At 43.7% G+C, this 24,404-nt stretch carries 28 protein-coding genes; 27 read left to right on the forward strand and 1 reads right to left on the reverse strand.

All coding sequences use genetic code 11. The annotated features are described in order from the left end of the window. Positions 1-2: 2 nt before the first annotated feature. The 23 genes from ACJROX_RS08930 (at position 3) to ACJROX_RS09040 (ending at position 20,001) form a co-directional block, all read left to right on the forward strand. Complete coding sequence (locus ACJROX_RS08930) at positions 3-452, forward strand: MaoC family dehydratase N-terminal domain-containing protein (protein WP_408010400.1); 450 nt, start codon at positions 3-5, stop codon at positions 450-452. Then, positions 449-847, forward strand: a complete 399-nt coding sequence (locus tag ACJROX_RS08935; RefSeq protein WP_408010401.1) for a MaoC/PaaZ C-terminal domain-containing protein — start codon at positions 449-451, stop codon at positions 845-847. The genes ACJROX_RS08930 and ACJROX_RS08935 overlap by 4 nt, the downstream gene beginning before the upstream one ends. A gap of 51 nt (positions 848-898) precedes the next feature. Then, the gene (locus ACJROX_RS08940) at positions 899-2,149 is read left to right on the forward strand and encodes an acyl-CoA dehydrogenase (RefSeq protein WP_408010402.1); all 1,251 of its coding nucleotides are present in this window, start codon (positions 899-901) and stop codon (positions 2,147-2,149) included. Further along, complete coding sequence (locus ACJROX_RS08945; RefSeq protein ID WP_408010403.1) at positions 2,127-2,900, forward strand: SDR family oxidoreductase; 774 nt, start codon at positions 2,127-2,129, stop codon at positions 2,898-2,900. Before ACJROX_RS08940 ends, ACJROX_RS08945 begins: the two co-directional genes overlap by 23 nt. A gap of 33 nt (positions 2,901-2,933) precedes the next feature. Continuing rightward, the gene (locus ACJROX_RS08950; RefSeq protein ID WP_408010404.1) at positions 2,934-4,103 is read left to right on the forward strand and encodes a thiolase family protein; all 1,170 of its coding nucleotides are present in this window, start codon (positions 2,934-2,936) and stop codon (positions 4,101-4,103) included. Between the two features lie 88 nt (positions 4,104-4,191). Continuing rightward, the gene (locus ACJROX_RS08955; RefSeq protein WP_408010405.1) at positions 4,192-4,764 is read left to right on the forward strand and encodes a TetR/AcrR family transcriptional regulator; all 573 of its coding nucleotides are present in this window, start codon (positions 4,192-4,194) and stop codon (positions 4,762-4,764) included. A 118-nt stretch (positions 4,765-4,882) separates the two neighbouring features. Continuing rightward, entirely contained in the window at positions 4,883-5,287 is a 405-nt protein-coding gene (locus ACJROX_RS08960; protein ID WP_408010406.1) for an acyl-CoA thioesterase, read from the forward strand. Positions 5,288-5,310: 23 nt separating this feature from the next. Beyond that, positions 5,311-6,369, forward strand: a complete 1,059-nt coding sequence (locus ACJROX_RS08965; RefSeq protein ID WP_408010407.1) for a phosphotransferase family protein — start codon at positions 5,311-5,313, stop codon at positions 6,367-6,369. An 11-nt stretch (positions 6,370-6,380) separates the two neighbouring features. Continuing rightward, positions 6,381-7,127, forward strand: coding sequence for a 2-phosphosulfolactate phosphatase (locus ACJROX_RS08970; protein WP_408010408.1), 747 nt, complete (start codon positions 6,381-6,383; stop codon positions 7,125-7,127). 18 nt (positions 7,128-7,145) lie between these two features. Next, the gene (locus tag ACJROX_RS08975) at positions 7,146-7,934 is read left to right on the forward strand and encodes an SDR family NAD(P)-dependent oxidoreductase (RefSeq protein WP_408010409.1); all 789 of its coding nucleotides are present in this window, start codon (positions 7,146-7,148) and stop codon (positions 7,932-7,934) included. Positions 7,935-8,327: 393 nt separating this feature from the next. Then, complete coding sequence (locus ACJROX_RS08980; protein ID WP_408010410.1) at positions 8,328-9,116, forward strand: enoyl-CoA hydratase/isomerase family protein; 789 nt, start codon at positions 8,328-8,330, stop codon at positions 9,114-9,116. A 115-nt stretch (positions 9,117-9,231) separates the two neighbouring features. Then, positions 9,232-10,179 carry an alpha/beta hydrolase gene (locus ACJROX_RS08985; RefSeq protein ID WP_408010411.1) on the forward strand — a complete coding sequence of 316 codons (948 nt, stop codon included), beginning with the start codon at positions 9,232-9,234 and terminating at the stop codon, positions 10,177-10,179. 40 nt (positions 10,180-10,219) lie between these two features. Further along, positions 10,220-11,893 carry a long-chain fatty acid--CoA ligase gene (locus ACJROX_RS08990; protein WP_408010412.1) on the forward strand — a complete coding sequence of 558 codons (1,674 nt, stop codon included), beginning with the start codon at positions 10,220-10,222 and terminating at the stop codon, positions 11,891-11,893. Between the two features lie 127 nt (positions 11,894-12,020). Next, positions 12,021-12,884 (forward strand): branched-chain amino acid ABC transporter permease, encoded by an 864-nt coding sequence (locus ACJROX_RS08995; protein WP_408010413.1) that lies wholly within the window; start codon positions 12,021-12,023, stop codon positions 12,882-12,884. Then, a complete protein-coding gene (locus ACJROX_RS09000) occupies positions 12,884-13,918 on the forward strand; it encodes a branched-chain amino acid ABC transporter permease (RefSeq protein ID WP_408010414.1) in 1,035 nt (344 codons plus the stop codon). The genes ACJROX_RS08995 and ACJROX_RS09000 overlap by 1 nt, the downstream gene beginning before the upstream one ends. A 2-nt stretch (positions 13,919-13,920) precedes the next feature. Next, the gene (locus ACJROX_RS09005; protein WP_408010415.1) at positions 13,921-14,685 is read left to right on the forward strand and encodes an ABC transporter ATP-binding protein; all 765 of its coding nucleotides are present in this window, start codon (positions 13,921-13,923) and stop codon (positions 14,683-14,685) included. Next, a complete protein-coding gene (locus ACJROX_RS09010; protein ID WP_408010416.1) occupies positions 14,678-15,385 on the forward strand; it encodes an ABC transporter ATP-binding protein in 708 nt (235 codons plus the stop codon). The genes ACJROX_RS09005 and ACJROX_RS09010 overlap by 8 nt, the downstream gene beginning before the upstream one ends. A 37-nt stretch (positions 15,386-15,422) precedes the next feature. Continuing rightward, positions 15,423-16,637, forward strand: a complete 1,215-nt coding sequence (locus tag ACJROX_RS09015; protein WP_408010417.1) for an ABC transporter substrate-binding protein — start codon at positions 15,423-15,425, stop codon at positions 16,635-16,637. Between the two features lie 88 nt (positions 16,638-16,725). Beyond that, entirely contained in the window at positions 16,726-17,343 is a 618-nt protein-coding gene (locus ACJROX_RS09020) for a flavin reductase family protein (protein WP_408010418.1), read from the forward strand. Positions 17,344-17,421: 78 nt separating this feature from the next. Then, entirely contained in the window at positions 17,422-18,492 is a 1,071-nt protein-coding gene (locus ACJROX_RS09025) for an NAD(P)H-dependent flavin oxidoreductase (RefSeq protein ID WP_408010420.1), read from the forward strand. Between the two features lie 291 nt (positions 18,493-18,783). Further along, positions 18,784-19,101 (forward strand): ArsR/SmtB family transcription factor, encoded by a 318-nt coding sequence (locus ACJROX_RS09030; RefSeq protein WP_408010421.1) that lies wholly within the window; start codon positions 18,784-18,786, stop codon positions 19,099-19,101. Further along, positions 19,094-19,546 carry an SRPBCC family protein gene (locus tag ACJROX_RS09035; protein ID WP_408010423.1) on the forward strand — a complete coding sequence of 151 codons (453 nt, stop codon included), beginning with the start codon at positions 19,094-19,096 and terminating at the stop codon, positions 19,544-19,546. Before ACJROX_RS09030 ends, ACJROX_RS09035 begins: the two co-directional genes overlap by 8 nt. 32 nt (positions 19,547-19,578) lie before the next feature. After that, positions 19,579-20,001, forward strand: coding sequence for an SRPBCC family protein (locus ACJROX_RS09040; RefSeq protein ID WP_408010424.1), 423 nt, complete (start codon positions 19,579-19,581; stop codon positions 19,999-20,001). A 205-nt stretch (positions 20,002-20,206) separates the two neighbouring features. Here ACJROX_RS09040 and ACJROX_RS09045 read toward each other — a convergent pair whose 3' ends face one another. Next, positions 20,207-20,833: a bifunctional 4-hydroxy-2-oxoglutarate aldolase/2-dehydro-3-deoxy-phosphogluconate aldolase gene (locus tag ACJROX_RS09045; RefSeq protein ID WP_408010425.1), complete on the reverse strand. Its 627-nt coding sequence runs from the start codon at positions 20,831-20,833 to the stop codon at positions 20,207-20,209. A 260-nt stretch (positions 20,834-21,093) separates the two neighbouring features. On the opposite strand from ACJROX_RS09045, the gene ACJROX_RS09050 reads away from it, so the two are divergent. The 4 genes from ACJROX_RS09050 (at position 21,094) to ACJROX_RS09065 (ending at position 24,387) form a co-directional block, all read left to right on the forward strand. Next, positions 21,094-21,918, forward strand: a complete 825-nt coding sequence (locus ACJROX_RS09050; RefSeq protein ID WP_408010427.1) for a hypothetical protein — start codon at positions 21,094-21,096, stop codon at positions 21,916-21,918. A 622-nt stretch (positions 21,919-22,540) separates the two neighbouring features. After that, positions 22,541-22,675 carry a hypothetical protein gene (locus ACJROX_RS09055; RefSeq protein ID WP_408010428.1) on the forward strand — a complete coding sequence of 45 codons (135 nt, stop codon included), beginning with the start codon at positions 22,541-22,543 and terminating at the stop codon, positions 22,673-22,675. 48 nt (positions 22,676-22,723) lie between these two features. Beyond that, positions 22,724-24,082 (forward strand): hypothetical protein, encoded by a 1,359-nt coding sequence (locus ACJROX_RS09060; protein ID WP_408010429.1) that lies wholly within the window; start codon positions 22,724-22,726, stop codon positions 24,080-24,082. Positions 24,083-24,177: 95 nt separating this feature from the next. Beyond that, positions 24,178-24,387, forward strand: coding sequence for a hypothetical protein (locus tag ACJROX_RS09065; protein ID WP_408010430.1), 210 nt, complete (start codon positions 24,178-24,180; stop codon positions 24,385-24,387). Positions 24,388-24,404: the final 17 nt, after the last annotated feature.

The following is a 24,404-nucleotide window of genomic DNA, read 5'->3' on the forward strand; positions in this document are numbered from 1 at the left end:
GCATGTTGACCCACTGTATAGGTAAGCGGTCTAACAGAGTGAAGAACATTGTTGAACGGGGAGCGGTGAAAAAGTTTGCTGAATCGATCGGTGATCCCCACCCCATTTTTATATGTGAAGAAACCGGAAAGCAGTCAAGGTTCAAGAACAATATCGCGCCGCCGACCTTTCCGAGAGTGTTTGATTACGGGACGATCGAAGAATTGAATCTACCGAAAAAAGGATTGATTCACGGCGAACAAATCTATCATTATGAAAGACCACTACTCGTCGGGGAGGAAATCATTTGTTATTCACAGGTGAAAGATTACTATGAGCGGACGGGTAAAAGCGGAGAAATGGGCTTTCTGATCATCAATCGATTTGGAGAAGATACGGATGGCAAACTCATTTTCACAGAAGAACAGGTTGTCATCATCAATGAGGCGGTACGAAAGGGGATGTTGGTATGAGTAAACTGGCAGACTTGCAAACTGGCGAATCCCTGCAGGAAGTGTTATCACCGGTAACCAGAATTGACTTGATCAAGTACGCTGGAGCCTCCGGGGATTATAATCCGATCCATACGATTGATGAGGAAGCAGAAAAGGCAGGGTTGCCTGGAATCATTGCCCACGGAATGTGGACGATGGGTAACCTCGCAAAGCTTTTTACTCCTTACTACGGGGAAGGTTTCATCCAGGACTATGCGATCCGTTTCAAAGGAATGGTTTTTTTGAATGATGTGATCACATTGAATGCCACTTTGGAAGCTAGTGATGAAAAGAAGATGGATTTCAGAGTGGATGCTAGCAACCAAGATGGTAAAGAAGTCATCAAAGGGAATGTGGTGTTTAGTAAGGTTTGACTAACAAAATGCCTGCATATCCATTTGTTCATAATCCTTAGGAGGTGCCCTATGAACTTCGAATATTCGGAAAAGGTCAAAGAGTTGCAGCAAAAGGTGAATACGTTCATGGAAGAACATATCTACCCGAATGAGCAAGTGTATGAGGAACAGCTTGATAAAACCGATCGATTTTCCATCGTTCCGCCGATTCTCGAGGAGTTGAAGGAACAAGCGAAAGAACAAGGCCTATGGAATCTTTTTTTACCAGAAAGTGAGTATGGAGCGGGATTGAAAAATATCGAATATGCTCCTTTATGCGAAATCATGGGACGTTCCCATATTGCGCCGGAAGTATTTAATTGTGCTGCCCCTGACACTGGGAATATGGAATTGCTCGTCCGTTATGGGACGGAGGAACAGAAACAGAAATGGCTATATCCTCTACTCGATGGCGAAATCCGATCATGTTTTTCGATGACTGAGCCTGATGTCGCATCCTCTGACGCTACGAATATCAATACAAGCATCGTCCGCGATGGTGATGAGTATGTCATCAATGGAACAAAGTGGTGGTCTTCAGGGGCGGGTGATCCCCGCTGCAAAATCGCCATCGTCATGGGGAAAAATGACCCGAAGGCGCCAAAGCATGAACAGCAATCGATGATACTGGTGCCGCTCGATACTCCCGGGGTGAAAATCAAGCGGGTCCTTCCGGTATTCGGATATGACCATGCCCCGCATGGACATGCAGAAATCGAATACGACAATGTACGAGTCCCTGCATCGAACCTGATTTGGGGAGAAGGGAAAGGCTTCGCCATCGCCCAGGGTCGACTAGGGCCTGGACGGATCCACCATTGTATGAGGACGATCGGTGCAGCAGAGCGTGCATTGGAGGAATTATGCAAACGAGTTTCTGAAAGGGTAGCCTTCGGTAAAAAGCTCTCCGAACAAGGTGTGATCAGAGAATGGATCGCAGACTCGAGAATCGAAATCGAGCAGGCTCGGTTACTGACATTGAAAGCTGCTTATATGATGGATACTGTCGGCAATAAAGAAGCTAAGGCCGAGATCGCTATGATAAAAGTGGTCGCTCCGAACATGGCGTTGAAAGTGATCGACAGGGCGATACAGGCCTTCGGTGCCGCAGGCGTCAGCAATGATGTACCTTTTGCAGCGAAATGGGCGAACATCCGGACGCTCCGTTTGGCGGATGGACCTGATGAAGTCCACCGAAGAGCGATTGCAAGATATGAACTGAAAAAAGTACAGGAAAGCAATCATAGGAGGGAAGCGTATGCACATAAAGGAACTGTTTGATCTCTCTGGAAAAACGGCGATTGTGACAGGCGGCGGAAGAGGACTAGGCCAGCAGATCGCAGAAGGGTTCGCAGAATCCGGAGCCAACGTCGTAGTCTGTTCAAGGAAAGAAGAAGCATGTAAGGAAGTAAGTGAAAGCTTGAAACAGATGGGGGTAGGATCACTTGCTTTTAAATGTGACGTCACGAATCCTGAAGAAATCCAGCATGTCGTCGACAGGACGGTGGAAGAGTTCGGCAGGATCGACATTCTTGTCAATAACAGCGGAGCTTCTTGGGGGGCGCCAGCTGAAGAAATGCCGTTGGAGGCGTGGCAGAAAGTGATGAACGTCAATGTGAACGGGACATTCCTGATGTCACAGGCAGTAGGTAAAGTGATGCTGGCTCAAGAATCAGGAAAGATCATCAATATTGCCTCTGTCGCAGGATTAAAGGGATCGAATCCAAAGTATATGGACGCGATCGGCTATAACGCTAGTAAAGGCGCTGTGATCACCTTCACGAAAGATCTGGCAGTCAAGTGGGGACCAAGGGGCATTCATGTCAATGCGATAGCGCCAGGCTTTTTCCCGACAAAAATGTCCAGGGCGTTGATTGAACAAGGGAAGGAAGGACTTCTCAGTGGTACGCCGTTACGTAAATTCGGAGGCGAAAATGATCTGAAGGGTGCTGCGGTCTTCCTGGCATCAAGGGCATCTGATTTTGTCACCGGCGAGATCTTAGTCGTCGATGGGGGCACGCAAGCAACGTAATAAAGGAATCCTATCACACAAGGGAGTGTAAAGATGAATAGAGATGCCGTCATCGTTTCTGCTGTCCGCACGGCAATCGGCAGACAGGGAGGCACATTGGCGACCATACCAGCCCATGTCCTAGGAGCTGAGGTCATTAAAGAAGCAGTAAGAAGAGCAGGAGTTTCACCGGACGTGATTGAGGATGTCATTTTAGGAAATGTCTTGAGTGGCGGTGGGAATATAGCCAGGCTGACCGCCTTGCAGACTGGACTATCGATCAACCTGCCAGGCCTGACCATCGACCGTCAATGCGGATCAGGAATCAATGCTGTCAATCTGGCTGCGCAGGCAATTCGATCAGGTGAAGGGGACATCTATGTGGCTGGTGGAACTGAAAGCATGAGCCGGGCACCGTACTTGATGGAACGCCCTGAAAAACCTTACAGTCCTGTACCTCCGAAAATCCGGAAATCACAGCTGTCGCCGAAGGAAATAGGTGACCCGCCAATGGGGATCACAGCTGAAAATCTCGTAAAACAGTATAAAATCAGCAGAAAAGAACAAGATGAATTTGCCCATCTCAGCCAGCAAAGAATGGCAATAGCTATGGAAGAAGGCAGGTTCGACGAACAAATCCTGCCGATACATGTTCCGGTTAGGAAAAAAGATCCGATTGAATTCAAAACTGATGAGCACCCGCGGCCGCAAACGACGATGGAAGCCTTATCGAAACTTCAACCAGCCTTCCAAGAAGGAGGGACTGTCACTGCGGGAAATAGTTCCGGCTTGAATGATGCTGCCTCCGCCCTTGTGATCATGGCAAGGGAAAAAGCAGAAGAGCTTGGTATCGAGCCTATGGCTACGATCCGGGCTAGCGTAGTAGCGGGAGTAGATCCTAATATCATGGGAATCGGTCCGGTTCCAGCGACTAAAAAGGTATTGGAAAAATCAGGTCACACACTTGATGATATCGATCTTATTGAAATTAATGAAGCCTTTGCCGGACAAGTGATTGCTTGCAACAGGGAGCTTGAAATGGATGTTGAAAAAGTGAATGTGAACGGTGGAGCAATTGCGCATGGTCACCCACTCGGGGCGACTGGGGCCATCCTTATTACTAAAGCGATTTATGAGCTTCGGCGATCAGGGGGCAAGTATGCGTTGATCACCGCATGTATCGGCGGAGGCCAAGGAATCGCAACGATCATTGAACGGGGATGAGAACTGTTTTTTCGGTGCTACATGAATCGAGCGTACACTGGATATGATATAATTTTTTGTACCATATCAAGTGAGAGGATTAGTTCAGATGAGACAAAAAATCATGGAAACGAGTATTCATTTATTTGACGAAAAAGGATTCGCAGAGACATCGATCCAGGATATCGTCGACAGTGTCGGTGTTACGAAAGGAACATTTTATTATTATTTCAAAAGCAAGCAGGAATTGCTCAGGGACATCCACCTAGGTTATATCGAATATTTGCTGAAGAACCAGGAAGAAATTTTGAAGGATGATACGAAGAGTTGCAAGGAGAAGCTCCGGGAAACCATCTTCTTGTTGATCCATAACATACAACAGCGCAGGAAAAGTGCGCGGATCTTTTTCAGAGAGATGAGGAATCTTGGCCCTGAATATCTTGAACAGAATATGGAGAAACGGGATCTTTTCCGTAAAAACTGTCAAATGATCGTCGAAGTAGGGATAAGAAAAGGCGAATTCAAGGATGACTTGAATCCAGATATGATCACACGGGGAATCCTGGGTGTCACCAACTGGAGTTATTATTGGTTCAATCCTAGCGGTGAAATCTCTGAAGAAGGGCTTACTGATATTTACCTCGATATGATCCTGAATGGAATAAATAAGATGGATCGGTAAGGATAGGTGAAGAAAATACTCTACCTCGGTCTTTTGATTGAAACAATATACTGACTGGTTAGTCGGTAGAGAAGACCGATGAAAATTAAACTGAAAAGCGAAGAAGGGATGTGAGAGTGTGAACCATGAAACGGAGATATCGGTTCGATTTTGTGAAACCGACATGGCAGGTCATGTCAACAATACGAGTTACTTCATTTATCTAGAAGAAGCACGGGGGAAATTTTTCGATCAAGTCATACCGGATGATCCAGAGATTCGGGAAGGTTTCATATTGGCTTCAACGAACTGTGATTTCCTTGGCCAATCCTACTTCAATCAAAGGCTGGTCGTCATGACACGGATCTCGAAGATCGGCACGAAAAGCTTTTCTTTCAACCAAATCATCAGGGCGGCTGAAACCGGCGCAATGATTGCAGAAGCTGAAGCGACGATCGTTTGTTTTGATTATGAGGCACAAAAAACTGTACCTATTACCCCGGCACTCAGAAATGTTTTAGAAGGGCTCCTTGTAACAAGCTAATCAAATTATAAAGGAGGGTTCTTATGACCTCTCAGACGATCCCTGTACGGAAAGGTGAAGAACTGGATCTTACCTCGATCGAGAAGTTTCTACGAAGGCATTTGGATGATTTGCCTGATGAGCCCTTGAAGGTAAAGCAATTCAGTGTCGGCCGTTCAAATTTGACTTACGAGTTGGGAATGGGTGATTGGGAAGCGGTATTGCGGAGGCCACCGTTAGGTCCAGTTGCACCGAAGGCACACGACATGGAAAGGGAATATCGGGTCTTAAAAGAAATCCATCCCCATTTTCCTGCAGCGCCGGAGCCTTATCTTTTGGCAGATGCCGATGTAATCGGAAGTCCATTCTTCATCATGGAAAGGAAGAAGGGTATGGTTTTGGACACCAGCTTTCCAGACGATGTGGTGGTAACGGAGCAATTGTGCCGGAGTATCTCTGAAACGATGGTCGATTCTCTAGTATCCTTACATAGCATCGATTATACCCAAACACGACTGAAAGAGATGACCAAACCAGAAGGATTCATGGAAAGACAGGTTCATGGCTGGATCAAAAGATATGACCGATCACATACCGATGATATTCATGGAGTAGAAAGACTGAAGGAATGGATGGTCGATCACATTCCTGAATCAAATGCAGCGACGATCATCCATTATGATTACAAGTTGAATAATGCGATGTTCACCTATGATTTAAGAAAAATGAATGGTTTGTTTGATTGGGAGATGACGACGGTTGGTGACCCCCTGGCCGATTTAGGAGCAGCGATGAGTTACTGGATAGAAGCTGAGGATTCTGAATTATTGAAGCGTGGAATGGGGGAAGAACCCATCACGACGAATCCTGGCTTCATGACAAGGGATGAATTCATTGACGCTTACGCAACGAAAAGCGGTCGGGATATTTCGAACTTCAATTTTTACATGACGTTCGCCTATTTCAAGTTAGCTGTCATCTGTCAGCAGATCTACTATCGCTGGAAGAAAGGCCAGACCCAGGATGAACGGTTCGCGAATTTGAACAAGTTTGTCGAGAACTTGATGCAGTATGCACTTTTGACTGCAGAACGAAGAATCTGAGGTGCTTTATGATGAAAATTCACCTTCTGCTTAAGAAGGAAGAGATCGATCAGGAAAAAATGAGGGATAAAGTAGCTGTCACTTTTGATATTTTACTAGCTACATCAACCATTACTGCAGCTTTGGAATTCGGCGCCAGGGAAGTCATCCCTGTTTTGAACGGTATTGAAGCAGTAGAGGAATCGCAAGGAAGAGAAGAAGGGAGCTTTGTCCTGGTCGGGGAATATCAGGGTGTCACAATCGAAGGGTTTCTATCTCCTAACCCGAAAGCGCTTAAAGAGAAGGTAGATGGGAAGATCGTCATCCTGTCTACGACCAATGGTACCGTCGCCATCAGAAGGTCCAATACTGCAAAAGCCGTTTACACTTCCTCTCTATTAAACAATCAAGCAGTTGCGGAGCAGATCTTGAATCATCATCCTGAAGAAACGATTGTGCTCGTCTGTGCAGGCTCTTCCGGGGAGTTCAATGTGGAAGACTTCTATGGTGCTGGTCATTTCATCGATAGGATAGCAGCATGGTCGGACCATCCACTCGAGCTGACTGATTCAGCGTATGCGGCACACACCTTTTATCAAGGAAACCGACACGACGGAGCCGAGATATTGAAGAAAGCTCGTATTGGACAAATGTTGTTGCGTTATGGATTTGAAGAGGAAATCAATTTTGTAGCACAAGACAATCTATTTCAAGTTATACCTCGTTTCGATCAAAATAGTAGGATTGTAGGAAGAAAACATCTTGGTGTAAAGAAATGACAAAGGAAAGGGATGCAAATGGGTAGATTCAAAGAGTCGATTGCAGTAGTTACAGGTGCCGGTAGCGGAATTGGAGAACAGACCGCATTAAAGCTTGCTGAAGAAGGTGCAAGGGTGGTTCTTGTTGGACGGACACGATCAAAGCTTGAACGGGTATCCGCTCTTATCAATGAATCTTCAAGCGGGCCGCTTGCGGAAGTATTTCAAGCAGATGTGACCAAAGAAAAAGAAGTTCTGGAACTTTCTCGCTTCATAGAGGGGAAATTTGGGGACCTTCATGTTCTGATCAATAATGCAGGCGGGTCGAGCAAATCTTCTATTCTTGACTTGCAAGCTAGTGAATGGGACCGCATTCAGGAGACGAATCTGAAAAGCGTCTTTCTCGTTTCCAAAATCCTGGGCAAATTGATTACGGACGGCAGTGAGAATGAAATGAACGAAGAAACAAAACGAAATCGTTCCATTGTCAATATAGCGTCCTTGTCTGGTCACAAAGCTGGTGCACGTATTCCACATTACAGTTCATCAAAAGCGGCAGTGATCAACTTTACGAAGGCACTTGCCGTGGAATTTGCACAATACGGTGTAAGAGTCAATTCTGTTTCCCCTGGATTCACCGAAACACCGCTTACAGAGGAAGGCCTGAAGAATAAGCGGTTTGAAGAAGCAATTGAACGGAACACAGCTTTGAAAAGGGTCGGAAAGCCTTCAGAAATTGCAAATGTGATTTCGTTTGTGGCATCTAAGGAAGCTTCTTATATGACCGGGGCTGATGTGCTGGTCGATGGTGGTTGGATGGTGGTTTGATAGGAGGTTAAAAAACAACCAAATGATAAACTTCGGATTTCCGACGCATAGGAAGTGCTAGTACTACGTTGTCACAGGACGTGACGTTTTTAGGCAGTGATTGTTACTCGGTTTTTCCGGTCCTCAAGTAAGAGCATATGTACCTGCGTCTACTAGTGATTACTTCTAGAACGCTTCCTCGGTACAACTCGCAGAACACATGCAAGTATCGCTCGTCACTCCGGTCCTTAAAACCGTCGTGCCTCGAACTCCTTATTTCTGATTCACCTGTTTTTTAACTATGGATTGAAGGAGGATGTTACAAAACATCCAAATGATTTTTTACCAAAACGGGATGTTAAAAAGCATCCGTATCACCATATGGAACATATAAACCTTAAGGAGGAAATCGTCATGCAGCAAACCGAAACGAAAGATCTGTTAGTCAATATTGAAGGGTCCGTCATGCATCTCACATTGAACAGGCCGGAATCGTTGAATGCATTCAGTCCTGATATGATTTCGACAATGAAGGAATCGATTGAACAAGCGAAAAATGATGACCATGTACGAGTCGTCATCATTTCAGGAGCAGGCCGTTCTTTTAGCGCCGGGGGAGATGTGAAAACGATGGGCAAGAATGAACCTGTTAAAGTCTATGAGCATATTGGGAAATTGAATGAGCTTGTATTGGCGATGAAAAACCTGGATAAACCGATCATTGCTGCTGTCCATGGTTTTGCCGCAGGAGCAGGATTCAACCTTGCATTGGCGAGCGATATCATCCTGGCGGCAGAAGAAAGCAAATTTGTCTTGAGCTTCACTAAAGTCGGTTTGATTTCGGATGGGGGAGGTCTATATTTCTTGCCAAGGCTCATTGGCGTACATCGTGCAAAGGAGTTGTTGTTCAATGCGGAACCGATTGACGTAGATGAGGCAAAGTCTCTAGGAATCGTCAATCAAGTCTTTCCGTTGGACAGCTTTAAGGAAGAAGTAACAGCTTATGCTGAAAAGTTGGCTGCTGGTCCTTCCAAAGCGTATGGGTTCATTAAAAAGATCGCTGACCAATCACTTGTTTCCAGTTTGGATGAAATTCTTGAACTTGAACGAATTACACAAGCTACTGTCATTACCACTCAAGATCATCGAGAAGGTGTTGAATCCTTCAAGGAGAAACGCAAACCTAACTTCCAAGGGAAATAAGCTCCAAAGATAACCGCGCCATTAAAAGACTGAATATTTAATGAATTCAAAAATAAGAGGGCTGGAAATCTTTCTTATTCAAAAATGACAGCGTTTACAATTCGGAGGTGAAGTGATGGGTCTACATCCGCAAGCGAAAGCCTTACTGAAAATATTTATATCAAAGGGTTTACCTCCAATTGAGGAGCTGCCGGTGGATGAAGCAAGGGCATCGTTCAAGGCAATGAGTCAAAAGTTGAACAGAAGCGAAAAAATAGCGAGGGTTGAAGACCGTAAAATTCCTGGATTTAAAGATGACATTACCATACGAATCTACCATCCGGATGAAACGGAGAATTTACCTGCATTGATCTTTTTCCATGGAGGTAGATGGGTGATCGGCGATTTGGACACACATGATCATCTTTGCCGACAAATCGCTAACGAGTCTCGTTTTGTTGTCATATCCGTCGATTACAGTCTTGCACCTGAGCGAAAGTTTCCAGTTGCGGTTGAAGATGCATATATGGCTTCCAAGTGGGTCTCAGACCATGCTGAAGAACTCAGTGCGGATAAGAACCGGATCGCAGTCGGTGGTGATAGTGCAGGTGGAAATCTTGCAGCAGTTGTCAGCTATTTGTCGATTGTAAGGGACACTCCTTTCATCAAGTATCAGATATTGTTTTATCCATCCATCGGCTATGAAAGGACGGCTTCCTATGAACAATTTGATGAGGGGTTCAACCTGGACAAATCGACGATGAGTTGGTTCAGGACACATTATTTGGATGACAGTAATGATATGATGAACCCTTTGGCAGCTCCTATCCTGATCCCTGATGAGACGACAAAGGATCTTCCACCAGCATATATCCTTACGGCTGAGTGTGACCCACTACGGGACGGCGGTGAAAACTATGCCGATAAATTGAAGAAAGCTGGGGTAGAAACGAAATACGCTTGTTATCCAGGTATGATCCACGGCTTCCTATGTATGACGGAACCACTGGATGATGGAAGACGGGCGATTTCAGAAGCTGCCAAAGTATTGAAGACACGTTTTAATGAAAAGGTTGCCCGTTGATACACCTTCTTAAAATTCTATTGAAAAAGGAGCGATACGGATGCCAAACAGTCATTTTGAATTTTGGCCAAAACTAACGAAGTCGATCATTGTTCCGGAGACGTCACTCGTCAATAATTTGAAAGTTTCTGCTGCCCGGTATCCTGACCACGAGGCCATTTATTTTTATGGGAATACGATGACGTATCGACAGCTTGATCAAGAGGTTGAAGTACTTTCAGGTTACTTACAGCAACAGCTTGGAATTGCCAATGGTGAAAAAGTCTTGCTGTTCATGCAGAATTCACCTCAATTTGTCATTTCCTACTATGCAATCTTACGAGCTGATGCAGTAGTCGTACCGATCAATCCGATGCTGACCGCAAATGAACTGGAGTTTTATGTAAATGACTGTGAAATCAAAAATGGAATAGTGGGACAAGAACTGATTGATAAAGTAGAGCCTTTGCTCGGTGGAACTTCCCTTCAACATCTGGTCGTCGCAGCTTACTCAGACTATACAGGTGATTTTGTAGGTGATTTGCCGGCGGAAGTGGCAGCGCCTCGTCAATCACTCCAAAGAGATCATTTTTATTTGTGGGAAGATGCAATCCAAGCAGATGTCCATCCATCCGAATTGACGAGTGGTGCAGACGATCTTGCTGTCCTTCCCTATACGTCTGGAACGACTGGACTTCCGAAAGGATGCATGCATACGAACAGAACAGTTCAGGCCAATACTATCGGTGCTTACCATTGGTCACGTTCAACGACGGATTCAAAGAGTTTCATGACCTTACCCTTGTTCCATGTGACAGGTATGGTCCACAGTATGCACATGCCGATTTTCAGCGGTAGTACGATGGTGATCATGACAAGATGGGACCGTCAAACCGCACTGAAGTTGATCAAAGAACAACAGTGTACACATTGGGTAACCATCAGTACGATGTTGATTGATTTCCTCGCCAATCCTGAAGTGAAATCAGAAGACCTTTCTTCCCTGATTGCCATTTCTGGTGGAGGAGCTGCCTTCCCGAAAGCGATTGGTGAGAAACTCTATAAATTGACTGGTTTACGATTCGTGGAGGGATATGGTCTTTCAGAAACAATTGCCCAGACACATTTCAATCCGCCGGATCGTCCGAAATTGCAGTGCCTGGGGATCCCTTCATTTGATGTAGATGCACGCATCATCGATCCGGTCACCCAAGAAGAGGTGGGGGCAGGGAAAATAGGTGAAATCGTCGTCAATGGTCCGCAAGTTATGATTGGTTATTACAACAGAGATGATGAGAATAGAAATGCCTTTATCGATATTGATGGGAAGTCCTTTTTCAGAACAGGTGATATTGCTCGTTATGACGATGAGGGATATTTCTTCATTGTCGACCGGGTCAAAAGGATGATCAATGCATCTGGTTTTAACGTGTGGCCTATAGAAGTGGAATCCTATCTGTACGATCATCCAGCGATCAAACAGGCCTGTGTCGTCGGGGTTCCTGATCCTCGTAAAGGCGAGAACATCAAAGCTTTCGTCATTTTGAATGATGATTATGAAGGGAAAGTAACCGAAGAAGAAATTGTAGAATGGTCTAAACAACATATGGCTGCTTATAAGTATCCACGGATCGTCGAGTTCAGAAAAGAGTTCCCGACAACCAGTAGCGGTAAGATCTTATGGCGTAAACTTCAGGAAGAGGAACGGGAAAAAGCCGAAAGTGTTAAAAACTAGTTTTTAGACATTAAACGTGAGGGAGGACAGTTTAATAAAACAACATCCATACTAACCGGTTAGTTGGATTGTTTATCGGTCTGATCTCAAATGAGCTTATAAATGAATAGCTAAAGGGGGTAGTTAAATGGATATTTTAGCTCAACAACTCTTCAATGGTCTGACAATTGGAAGTGTATACAGCTTGGTTGCTTTGGGGCTTACACTCGTTTACGGGATCCTGCACATACCGAACTTCGCCCATGGAGCCCTTTATATGCTAGGAGCCTACGTAACCTTGACTTTGATGCTTTTATGGGGTGTCCATTATTGGATCGCCATACTCATTTCAATCCTTGTTGTCGGACTTCTCGGTGTATTAATGGAAAGATTGGTGTTCCATCCTTTACGGAATGCTCCTCCAATCCATGACAAAATCGCAGCAATAGGAATCCTCCTATTCCTCGAAGCATTGGCACATCTGATTTGGGGAGCGGATTATCGCACCATGGGTACCCCATATGGAGAAGTCATCAACCTTTTCGGTCTGACGGTCACCACACAGAGACTTCTTATCAATGTAAGTGCGGTCGTCGTCATGATCCTATTGTATTTGTTTTTGAAAAAGACGTTTGTAGGGTCAACGATCATCGCAATGTCGCAAAATCGAGAAGGTGCTCATCTTGTTGGAATCAATACGAACAAAGTGACAATGCTGACGTTCATGATTTCGGGTGGTTTGGCTGCAATCGCGGCTTCCCTTTCAGCGCCGATCAATCTCGTTTTTCCAGGCATGGGACACCTCGTCATACTGAAAGCGTTCGTCATCATCATCCTAGGCGGGATGGGGAGTATACCCGGTGCAATCCTGGGTGGTTACATATTAGGGTTCAGTGAGAGCCTCGGAGCTACGTATATTTCCAACGATTATAAGGATCTTATTGCATTCGTACTCCTGGTGATCATCCTATCCATCAAGCCTAGAGGATTATTCGCTAAGGGGGGCCATTGATGAGACCCAACATCAGGAAGAAAGTGATCGTTCTCAGTTTGGTTTTATTAGCTATGGTCTTTCCATTCATTACCCAAAACAAATATTTCATACACATCATGGTTTTGTCCTTCATTTGGATGATCGGAGTTTATGGATTGAATCTATTAGCGGGTTATACGGGATATTTATCTCTCGCCCATGCAGGTTTTTTTGCAATCGGAGCCTATTCGTTAGGATTGTTGACAGTGAAGGCAGGTATCAATTATTGGACAGCTCTAGTTCTAGCATGTATGATCACCAGTTTCATAGGTTTTCTGATTGGTTTGATTTCGTTACGGACAAGGGAGCATTTTTTTGCGATCTATACGCTTTGTGTCGGTTATATCATCTACCTGGTGATTTATAAGTGGGACAGCTTGACTGGTGGTGTGAGAGGTTTGATCGGGATTCCGGCTCCTGCGGATATCGGACCTGTTTCCTTTCAAAGTCCATTGTCTCAATATTATCTCGTGCTATTCTTCCTGCTGGCGACCATTTTTGTCACGTACCGGATTGTCCATTCCCTGACAGGGCGGACGTACATCGCTATCCGTAACAGTGAAGAGTTGGCGCGTACGATTGGGATCTCGACTACCAGGAACAAGCTGGCCGTTTTCGTTATCTCAACTTTCTTTGCCGGTTTGGCCGGTGCCTTATATGCATCCTTCATCCGATTCATCGGCCCGGACATTGGCTATATCACCATCACGTTCGATTTGCTCATGTATTTGCTGGTCGGAGGAATCGGGACGTTAGCAGGTCCGATCGTCGGTACCCTTCTGATTGTATGGGTTTCCCAATACCTGCAATTTTTACAGGAGTATAGGATGCTCATTTTTGGTCCAATCCTGACGCTGCTCATTATCTTTTACCCAAGAGGACTAGTCGGTGCTTATTTTGATGCGAAATTCAAATGGAAAGAGAAACGGAAAAGAGGTAAATCGACTAGTCAAGCAAAAGATCAGTACGTCAATTCCGAAACCGTATCAGAAAAAAGGGTGAAGGAGGGATAATTGTGTTTTTAGAGACGAAGAACCTGACCAAACAATTTGGGGGACTTGTGGCTGTCGATGATGTGGATTTTTCGATTGTGAAAGGTAAGATCTATGCCATAATCGGGCCAAACGGGGCTGGAAAATCGACGTTCTTCAATTTGATCAGCGGCTTGTACGCTTCCACTTCAGGCAAAGTCATCTTTAAAGGAAATGATATCACCAAGCTTCCACCTAATAAAATCGCGAAGCTTGGTATGGCAAGGACATTTCAAACTACCCATCTTTTCGAACAAGCGACTGTCTTGGATAATGTCATTGTCGGTTATCGATTACGTACAAAGTCCAATCTGATGGACGCTGTATTCCGGACGAGACGTTTTAAAATAGAAGAGCAATTATGCAGGGATAAAGCTATGGAAGTCCTTGGATTTGTCGGTTTGACAGGTGTTACGGACAAGCTGGCAGCCAATATCACTCAGGAAGAAAAGAAACGGGTTGCTTTTGCCTTGGCACTTGCCACAGACCCAGAAATTGTTTTTCTCGACGAACCTGCAGCAGGGATCAACCCTGATGAAACTGATGGGCTGGCGGAATTGATGGAAAAAATGGTCCGTAGGGGGATCACGGTCTGCCTGATCGAGCACAAAATGCAGATGATCATGAAACTCGCGGATAAAATCATGGTATTGAACTACGGTAAAAAGATTGCAGAAGGTACGCCAAAAGAAATCATGAACGATCAGAAGGTCATCGAAGCGTATTTAGGAGGGAGTGCCAATGCTTGAAATCAACAGGTTATCCGTCAAATACGGTGCCTACACAGCAATCAGCAATGTGACGATCGAAGTCGGCCAAGGGGACTTCGTCGTCTTACTCGGATCCAATGGTGCTGGAAAAAGTACAACGTTCAAGGCGATCAGCGGACTCCAAAAACCGAGCGAAGGGGAGATTGTCTTTGAAGGGACCCCGATCCAGGGCCTTTCGCCAGACCGTATAGTACAATCAGGCATCGTCCAATGTGCAGAAGGAAGAAAGCTATTCCCTCAGATGACTGTCTACGAGAATCTGACGATGGGGGCATATGTACATCGTAAGAAGAAGAAAGTGATCAAGCAATCTATCGAAGAAGTATACGATTTATTCCCGATTTTACATGAGAAGAAAGAAGATGCTGCTGGCTCTTTGAGCGGTGGTCAACAGCAAATGTTGGCGATCGGAAGGGCGTTGATGGCAAAACCGAAGTTGATGCTGTTGGATGAACCGTCCATCGGCTTGGCCCCTTTGATCGTTGAACAGATGTTCGATGTGATTCAGAAGATCAACAAGGATGGAACCACCATTTTATTGGCAGAACAAAATGCGAATGCGGCTTTGAAAATTGCGGATCGAGGCTATGTTTTTGAAAATGGTTCGATCGTCGTGGAAGGGACCTCTGAAGAGTTGTTCACAAATGAGGCAGTACGGAAGGCATATATCGGTGCCTGATAGCAGGCATACATTCGATGATGAGGAGGAAATGTTTATGAAAAGGTTTCGGTCACTACTGTTTCTGATCGTTTTATCATTTGTGTTCGTATTAGTTGGGTGTGTCGAAAACCCTTCCAGTAAGGAAGCCTCTGGTGAGGGTGAAACGGATGCCCCATCTGTGGAGAAAGGGGATAAGGTCGTCAACATCGGGTATAGTGGTCCTTTGAGCGGTCCCGCAGCTTATTACGGAGAGCGAACTCTGAACGGACTGAAGCTTGCAGTTGAGGAAATCAATAATAATGGCGGTTTTGAAGTGGATGGTGAAACATACAAATTCAAACTGATTTCATTAGATGATAAATATCTCCCCAATGAAACAGCGGCTAATGCCAAACGGTTGCTGCAGGAAAATCAGACACCGATCATATTCAGCCCGCATAGTGGAGGAATCCAAGCGATGCAAGTGTTCAATGAGCAGGAAAACTTCTTGATCGGTGCGTATACAAGTGAACCGAATGTCACTGAGACAGGGAACTCGCTGACGGTCAGAATCCCACCTCGATATGATGGATATATGGAGCCGTTCACAGAATACACTATGGAAAACTTCGGCAAAAAAATCGCTGCCCTCCCTACTTCCTCTCAGTACGGTAAAGATTGGACTGAAACGTTATTGCCTTTCTGGAAAGAAAAAGGAGGAGAGGTCGTCTATGAATCTTCCATAGACTTTGCGAAGGATACCGATTTCTTTACAATTGTAACGAATGCTCTTAAAAAGGATCCGGATGTATTATTCATCGGTGGTCCATCAGAACCGACCGCGAAAGTCGCGAAACAAGCCAGGGAACTCGGATTTGAAGGCGGTTTCATCGTAATGGATCAGGCGAAGCTGGATGAAATGAAGAATGTAACGGAATCGTATGAAACATTTGAGGGTGCGGTTGGAGTCGTGCCACTCATTGAATCGGATTATCCTGGAACCCCACAATTCATAGAAAAATACAGGGAAGAATATGGGGAGGATCCTGGATCAGAAGCAGGTTTCCATTACGTGGCGACGTATGTTTTCATGGAGGCAATGAAGGCTGCAGGCACGGTGGATGATTCGAAAGCGATCCGTGAGAATATACAAAAAGGATTGGATAACCTCCCTGAAGATAAACAAGTGTATGTCATCCCTGAAATTGAAGATGATGGCGGCTTCAAAACAGAGTTGAGAGTTGCGGCCGTAAAGAATGGAGAAATCGTTTCAATTAACGTCGAAGATTAAGAGGATAAAAAATTGTGAGGCTGGCATCCTGTATTGTCAGCCTCTTTTCGTTTACACTTGAATTAAAGAAGAATTTGGAGGTATCGATATGAACATCAACCCAGAGGAGTGCCGATCACGGGAAGTTTATAAACTTCTGACTGGAATCGTGGTTCCCAGACCGATCGCATTCGTTTCGAGCCGGGACGAAAAAGGAAATGATAATCTGGCACCTTTCAGTTTCTATACTGCAGTTACAAGCTCTCCACCGATCGTCATGATTGCAATCGGCAATAGGGGAAAAACGAAAAAAGATACATTGGCTAATATCGAAGCTTCTAAGGAATTTGTCATCAACCTTGTAACGGAAGATATAGCGGTACCGATGAACAATTCAGCTGCTAATTTCAAAGCGGATGTCAATGAATTTGAAGAGGTAGGGTTGACTCCGGTTCTAGCCGAAAAGGTAAACTGCATGACGGTTGGAGAATCACCGATACATATGGAGTGCGTGTTGGAAAACATCATACCGGTTGGAAACCATACGAACATGGTCCTTGGCCGTGTCGTCCATTTTCATATTAAGGATGAGTATTATTTAGGAGATTTCAAGATAAATATTGAAAAACTCCAGCCCCTGGCACGTATCAGCGGTCCTAATTATGCTAAACTCCTGGAACATTTCAGCCTGGAACAAGTTTTTGACCCGGAAAAAGTAATTGAATAATAGTTCGGCAGGTTAATGGCATCACTTTCAAGATGAATTGTACAAGTTTGAAAAATTCGGCGTAAAAGGATGATTCTGATGAACTTGAAAACTGATATTTGTTCGCTTTTCGATATTGAGTTTCCGATTATTCAGGCGGGAATGGCCGGCGGGATTACCACACCTGAACTTGTTGCTGCAGTTTCGGACGCAGGTGGACTTGGTACGTTGGCTGCTGGGTATTTGACACCTGATGGAACGAGAGAAGCGATCCGAAAGATCCGCGAACGGACCGACCGGCCTTTCTCTGTGAATTTGTTTCGGGTCGAGATGGAACAAGAGGACCAAGGTACTGCTTCAGTCCAGGAAAAGCTTCTGTCAATCTATGAAGACCTGGGTATCTCACCCACCACTGGGAAACCTAAAGTCAAAGATTACTATGAAGAACAGTTTGATCTTTTGATAGAAGAGAGGGTGCCAGTGATCTCTACCACCTTTGGAGTACCAGACAAGGAACAGGTGAGGCGGGCTCATGAACATGGACTCAAACTGGTGACGATGGTGACAACCGTAAAAGAAGCGATCCAAGCAGATGAAGTTGGGGTTGATTCAGTCGTTGCCCAGGGAGGGGAAGCTGGGGGACATCGCGGAACGTTCGATGTGATAGATGGGAAAGGAGCAGCAATCGGGACGTTTGCGCTCATCCCCCAGGTTGTCGATCATGTATCGATCCCCGTCATTGCAGCGGGCGGGATCATGGACGGGAGAGGCCTCGTTGCAGCACGGGCGTTGGGAGCAGATGGCATTCAGCTAGGGACCCGGTTTTTGAATGCGGTCGAGAGCGGTACCGACCCTGCCTATAAAAAAGAATTGCTCGAATCGGATGAAGAAAGCACAGAAATTACAACTGCTTTTTCCGGAAGACCTGCACGAGCGATCCGTAATCGATTTATGGGGTTTTTGAAAGCAAACCAAATCGAACCTCACAGCTATCCGATCCAGAATCTCATCACGAAGGAAATCAGAGCTGCTGCCAAACAGCAAGGAAAAGCGGAGTATTTGTCTCTCTGGTCAGGCCAAGGGAACCGCCTCATCAAAGAGGGGCAGACAGCTGAAGAAATCATCAAGGAAATCATTACGGAAGCAGAAAAGACGATGGGCCAGTTATGAAGGACTTACTTTTAACGGACACAGGAGACCTTATTTGTATGAAAACCGCAACGAACATAGATTTAGTGGACACAAGGGACCTTACTCGCTTAAAATCAGCGGAAATCAGCTGTCTTTTAAACAAATAACGGATCAGCTGTCCACTAATTTTCAGAAACCCCCTTTTTGTCACACATAACAGAATGTATATCCTCTAAAAAGCCTGAGTGGAATAGTTTGTTTCAGCTCAGGTTTTCGTATGTTTAAAATCATGGATTGACATGCATCCAAAAGGTTGCATATAATACACATATGGATAAAGTATTCAAGGCCCTTGCGGATGCAAATCGAAGAAGACTGCTTGATGAACTCTATAAAAAAAATGGCCAAACACTGAATGAACTTTGCAGCCACCTTCAAATGACACGGCAAGCAGCAACAAAACATCTTGTTGTCCTTCAGGAGGCGAATTTAATTGTCGTTGAGTGGAACGGTCGAAACAAATTACATTACCTAAATGCAGCGCCGATCGGAGAGATTTATGATCGTTGGATTGGAAAGTATGAACGTCATCGTATCGAGGCATTAAATAAATTGAAAAGAAATCTTGAGGAGGAGAGAGATGACTGATACGAAATTTGTTTATGTAACCTACATTGCAACAACACCGGAAAAGCTCTGGGAAGCATTGACGAGTAGTGAATTCACTGAAAAATACTTTTTTGGGACCAAAGTCGAATCTGATTGGCAAGAAGGTTCGCAGGTGACCTATTCTCGGAATAGGGAGACAACCGATTATGGCGTAGTTCTGAAGTTTCCGTACCGTCTGCTTTCTTTCACATGGAACAATGTAGCAGATGAATCAGCAAGAAAAGAGCCTTCCCAGGTCACATTCGAGTTGAAACAGATGGACGCAACTGTAAAATTAACGCTTAAACATGAAAATCTTCAACCTGGTGACCTCGTGGAGAAAGATGATACGTTTGAAGGTCTGAATAATGGATGGCCAGCCATTTTAAGCAATTTGAAAAGCCTTCTGGAAACAGGGAAAACTTTGCCGCCTATATCAATTTGACATGATATTACATACGGAAGAGAGGGTTCAAGATGGACAACCTTACGAAAATGAAAATATTCAGCCCGGTTCAGGAAGTCTTTGAAGCATTTGTAGATCCTGCGAAAATCGGAAACTTTTGGTTTTCTACAAGTTCTGCAAGATGGGAACAAGGTAAAACGATCACCTTGAGATATGAGGAATATGATGCACAAGGGGATATAGAGATACTGGAAATAGAGGAAAATAAGAAAATCATTTTCCAGGATGAGCAAGGACATATTGTTACCATCAAGCTGCAAGGGTTGGATAGCTCAAGTACAATCATTGAAGTCACCGAAGAAGGTTTTAAAGGAAACGATGATGAGTTGATCACAAAATTGGTCGATAACAAAGAGGGATGGGTTTATATGTTGACCTGTTTGAAGGGTTATCTGGAACATGGTGTTAATTTGAGAGCAGCTTTAGTTAAATGATTCTAGCTATTTATAATAGCAGGAGATCAGGACTTTCATATAGGAGAGTCCTGTTTTATTTTGAAAAATACATTATAAAGCTTGATAAAGACTACAAAACGATAAAAGCTTTTAGTAATAAAAAGGAAATCCCTTTCGGGGTTGTTTCAGTGAACTGATGAAGGAATAGGGTATCAAAAACGGCTGTGGAACTGGGGGATGGTTCCTATGCCCCACAGCCTGGCGGTAAGTTGACCCGATTCACATACTTTTGAAATCGTTCTTTAAGAAGGATCCAATCTTGGCTTTCAAGCATTTCTTCGGTGATAAGGTTTCGATCTATTCTGATCACTTTTGCTCCTGCATTCATATAATCCTTAACATTTTCTTCACTTGAACACATAAGAGGAATATCATCGAATGGTTCCAATACGGACGCGATGAACTCAGGTCCAAGGGCAGAAGCTGGGAAAATATTGACCATGGATGCTCCCTGGATCGTTGCATGAACCATTTCAGTAGGTGTGAAGACCCCTGGGATGAACAAAGTATGGCGGTTGTTCGCATAATGAAGGACTTCTTTAACCATGATCGGTGATACAAGGAAGTCGGCCTTTACTTTGATAGCATCCTCTGCATCATCAATCGAGAATACGGTTCCCGCTCCTACCAATAAATGTGGGAACTCTTTCTTGATCTTTTGGATTTTGGATATACCGTTTGGTTCATCCAACGTAATTTCGATCGCTTTAGCACCACTGTCCACCAATGCCTGTACAATTCCTGTGAGATGGTCATCTGGCATGTTCCGCAACACTGGGATGATCTTCGCTTCTTTAAGCTCCTCCAACATAGAAGTCACCTCCGGTTAAACAATTTTACCTATAAGAAGTATCTTTATTTTGCACAAATCTATGAAAACTAAAATTAAAGGGTATGTTTGGATGCCTGTTGTATGGTTTCCCAATCTACATGGATTTTAAAACCTAATCCTCGCTTTCTGAAAGGATTACATCAAAAGTCTTACTCAGTTTCAAACTTTTGCTCGTTTTCCCACCTTGTTTGATTGATTAGGATAGAGATAAGAGAAGAATAAAAGGGAGAGAACTGATAATGAGTAAATTCATTTGTACGACATGTGGAGTTCAATATCCTGAAAGCTTACACGAACCTGAAAGTTGTCCGATTTGCAATGAGGACCGGCAGTATGTCAATCCGAATGGACAGGAATGGACGACGCTCCAAACGATGGTCGAGAGCGGAGACTATCGGAATGAAATTAAACTAGAAGAGGAAAATCTGTTCAGCATCACCACCACACCGAGTTTCGGAATCGGACAGACGGCTTATCTGGTAAGAGAGAATGGGTTCAACATTTTGTGGGATTGCATTACGTATTTGGACCAAGAGACGATCGATACGATTGAAAAACTAGGAGGAATCGACGCGATCGCTTTGTCGCACCCACATTATTATTCAACGCAGGCTAATTGGGCGGAAACCTTTGACGCTCCAATTTATATCCATGAAGACGATCGACAATGGGTAATGGAGCCAAGTGAGCGGATTCATTACTGGGGAGGCGAAGAGCTGCCGCTTGAAGCTGGGATTACTCTCCAACGTCTTGGTGGTCATTTTAAAGGAGGAGCGGTTTTGCATTGGCCGGATGGGAACAGTGGGAAAGGAATCTTGTTGACCGGGGACATCATCCAGGTGGTTGCGGACCAGAACTGGGTCAGCTTCATGTACAGTTATCCGAACTTGCTTCCGCTGCCAACGAGGAAAGTGGAAGAAATCGCAGAAAAAGTGCATGATTTGACTTTTGACCGGATCTACAGTGCCTTCCTTAAAATCGTGAGGACTGAAGCGAATAAAGCGGTGCAACGATCGGCACGACGGTATGTGGATGCGATTGAAGGAAAACTGTTCAATACGTGAAGGTGAAGATGAACAAACAAGTGTTTTTACGTTTTGTAGATAAATCCTTATTTTTGTAGATAAATGCTCCCTTTTTGTAGATAATTACATATTTTAGTAGATGATTTCAAATTTTTTGCATTTCAAAGCTATTTTTGTAGATAATGTGCTTATATGACGATCCTAGACCCCCGATCGCTTGATTTCTGCATCCTAAACAAACAATAAATGAAAAAACTATCCCATTCTTTCTTTAAAAGGGATAGTTTTTACTATTTTGTGCTTATTTTCTGCAAATTCCTGTGGTCAACACTCTCGATGATATGGAAGACCATGATCTGATTCTACTTTATTGAAGGATTCTATAATGGGTATATGGAAATCCTATATTATTCCATAAAAAGGAACTGGTTCAGAAGAAATCATTTCATAGAGAGGAAAGTCATATGGATAAAACAATATTCTATTTCTGGGTAGTTGTGATAGCTGTTATTTCGTTTTTACCGGGGAAATCGCAACTTTCAAGATGTTATTTTTAATTTTATTCACGTTAAGAGAAATGCATCAAACACTGCTTTCTTTTTATCATGATTGGAAATGCAAGTATATGTAACTGGAAGCAAGCAATTGTAAGGGGTGGATCATGAAACTTAATTTTGAACGCTTAATTGATATTAAACATGTAGATGAATGGGAGAAAGCATATACCGAGGAGGTCGAGAAACTTGATCAACTTTACCAGGAAGAGGAGAGGATATATTACAAGATGTACGCTTAGGGTGAACAAGATCCAAGGCTCGATGATATCCAAAGGATCAAGCATGAATTGATGACTAACGAGTTCTTGAAAGCTAACTTATCCTATTGGAAAGAAGTTTTAAAAGATGATCCAGTGTGGCATAGACGTCTGCATGTTTTTCTGACCAAGATGACTCAGGAAGCGTTGGACAGTCATCCCGAACTTGTTAAAATACAAAATAGACTGCAATCGAACCTTATGGAGAGTACGTTTATTGTAAACGGAAATAAATATAATCTCGGTACGGTTCATTCAACAATTATGGAAAAACCGGACCGTGAACTTCGTAAGCACCTTTTAAGAGGTTCAAAAAGAATAGGTAGGGAGAATGAGGACTTATTCAGGACATTGATTCAGAAACGGAATAAACTTGCGAAGCGTCATGGATATTCAAACTATTATTACTTCAGATGCAGCCTTAAAGAACTCGACATTAAAGCTTATATAGCGGAAATGGACATTCTATTAGAAAAATCAGCAAACTCCTCTAGTTACTGGGATAAGAGAATAAAAGAAAGATTCGGTTGGAAAACGATCCATCAGTATGACCAATATTATTCAACGTTCAATTTTCAGCAGCTTCAAACAAGTAGCTTTGATTCTAATCGAATGAAAGAGGTATTAAGCGATGCAGCAAACAGTCTAGGTATACTTTTACACCAACTTCCTGTTTTAATTGAAAGCTTGGAGATTCCCTATGGAGGTTTCTGCATCAACATCAATCCGAATGAAATCAAACTGGTCGTCAATAAAAGGGACTCGTATTCTACATTTCTATCGGGAATCCATGAGATGGGCCATGCCGTTGAAGGGCATTACAGCTCTTTTCAATATCCAGAGCTCTATCGTTTTTATTCGAGTATTGCAGCAGAAGGCGTAGCCGAATTATTCCAAACTTTCATCACGGATAAATCGTTTCTTCTAAAAAATTTCGATCTTCAAGATGAAGATGCTCAGATTGAAGAAGCGGATCATTTGTTGAATTTAAATATGGTGAAAATGAATTATTATTATAGCCTTGTCGAATATGAAATGTATAAACAACCTGAGAGAAGTTTCGAGGAGATTGCAGCAGAATGTTATAGGCATGTATTCAGGTATGAAGGTGAAGCTTTCCATCTAGCAAGTGAGATGTTCTATGTCGAGAATCCTGCTTTTTTCCAGGCTTATAATTTTGCGCTATCGATTAGAGATATGATACGCAGCAAATTCAAGATTAAGAGTCTTTATGGAAAGGCAGACGTTTTTCAAGAACTACTTGAAAAATTCATCGAACCAAACCAGTTGTATAGCTGGCAGGAACGCGTTGAGCGACTTTGTGGGAAACCTCACACCTTTTTTGACTTGGAAAAAACGTTGGATTTCAACAAGTTCGGTAACACATGAAGAATTAAGAAATGGTTAATATCTGTTTTAGAAGTATTTAAGAAATGGTCGATATACTGTGATTAGTAAAAATATTACACACAGGAGTGATTGAAATGCATCATGTTGGATTCTTTCCATGGTTTATTTTTCCGATCTTCTTTATTTTCCTTGGGATCCTCATTACAAATATCATCATGTTGAAAAGGATTGGAGGGTGGTACCCTAGAGGATCTTATAATGCGATGGATATGCTAGAGAAAAGGTATGTCAATGGTGAGATAGACGAAAGCGAGTTTAAAAAAATCAAAGGAAACTTGAAGTGATTGGTACGGGACACCGC

Source organism: Pseudalkalibacillus sp. A8, assembly GCF_045920555.1.
In the GTDB taxonomy this organism is placed as follows: Bacteria; Bacillota; Bacilli; order Bacillales; family Fictibacillaceae; genus Pseudalkalibacillus.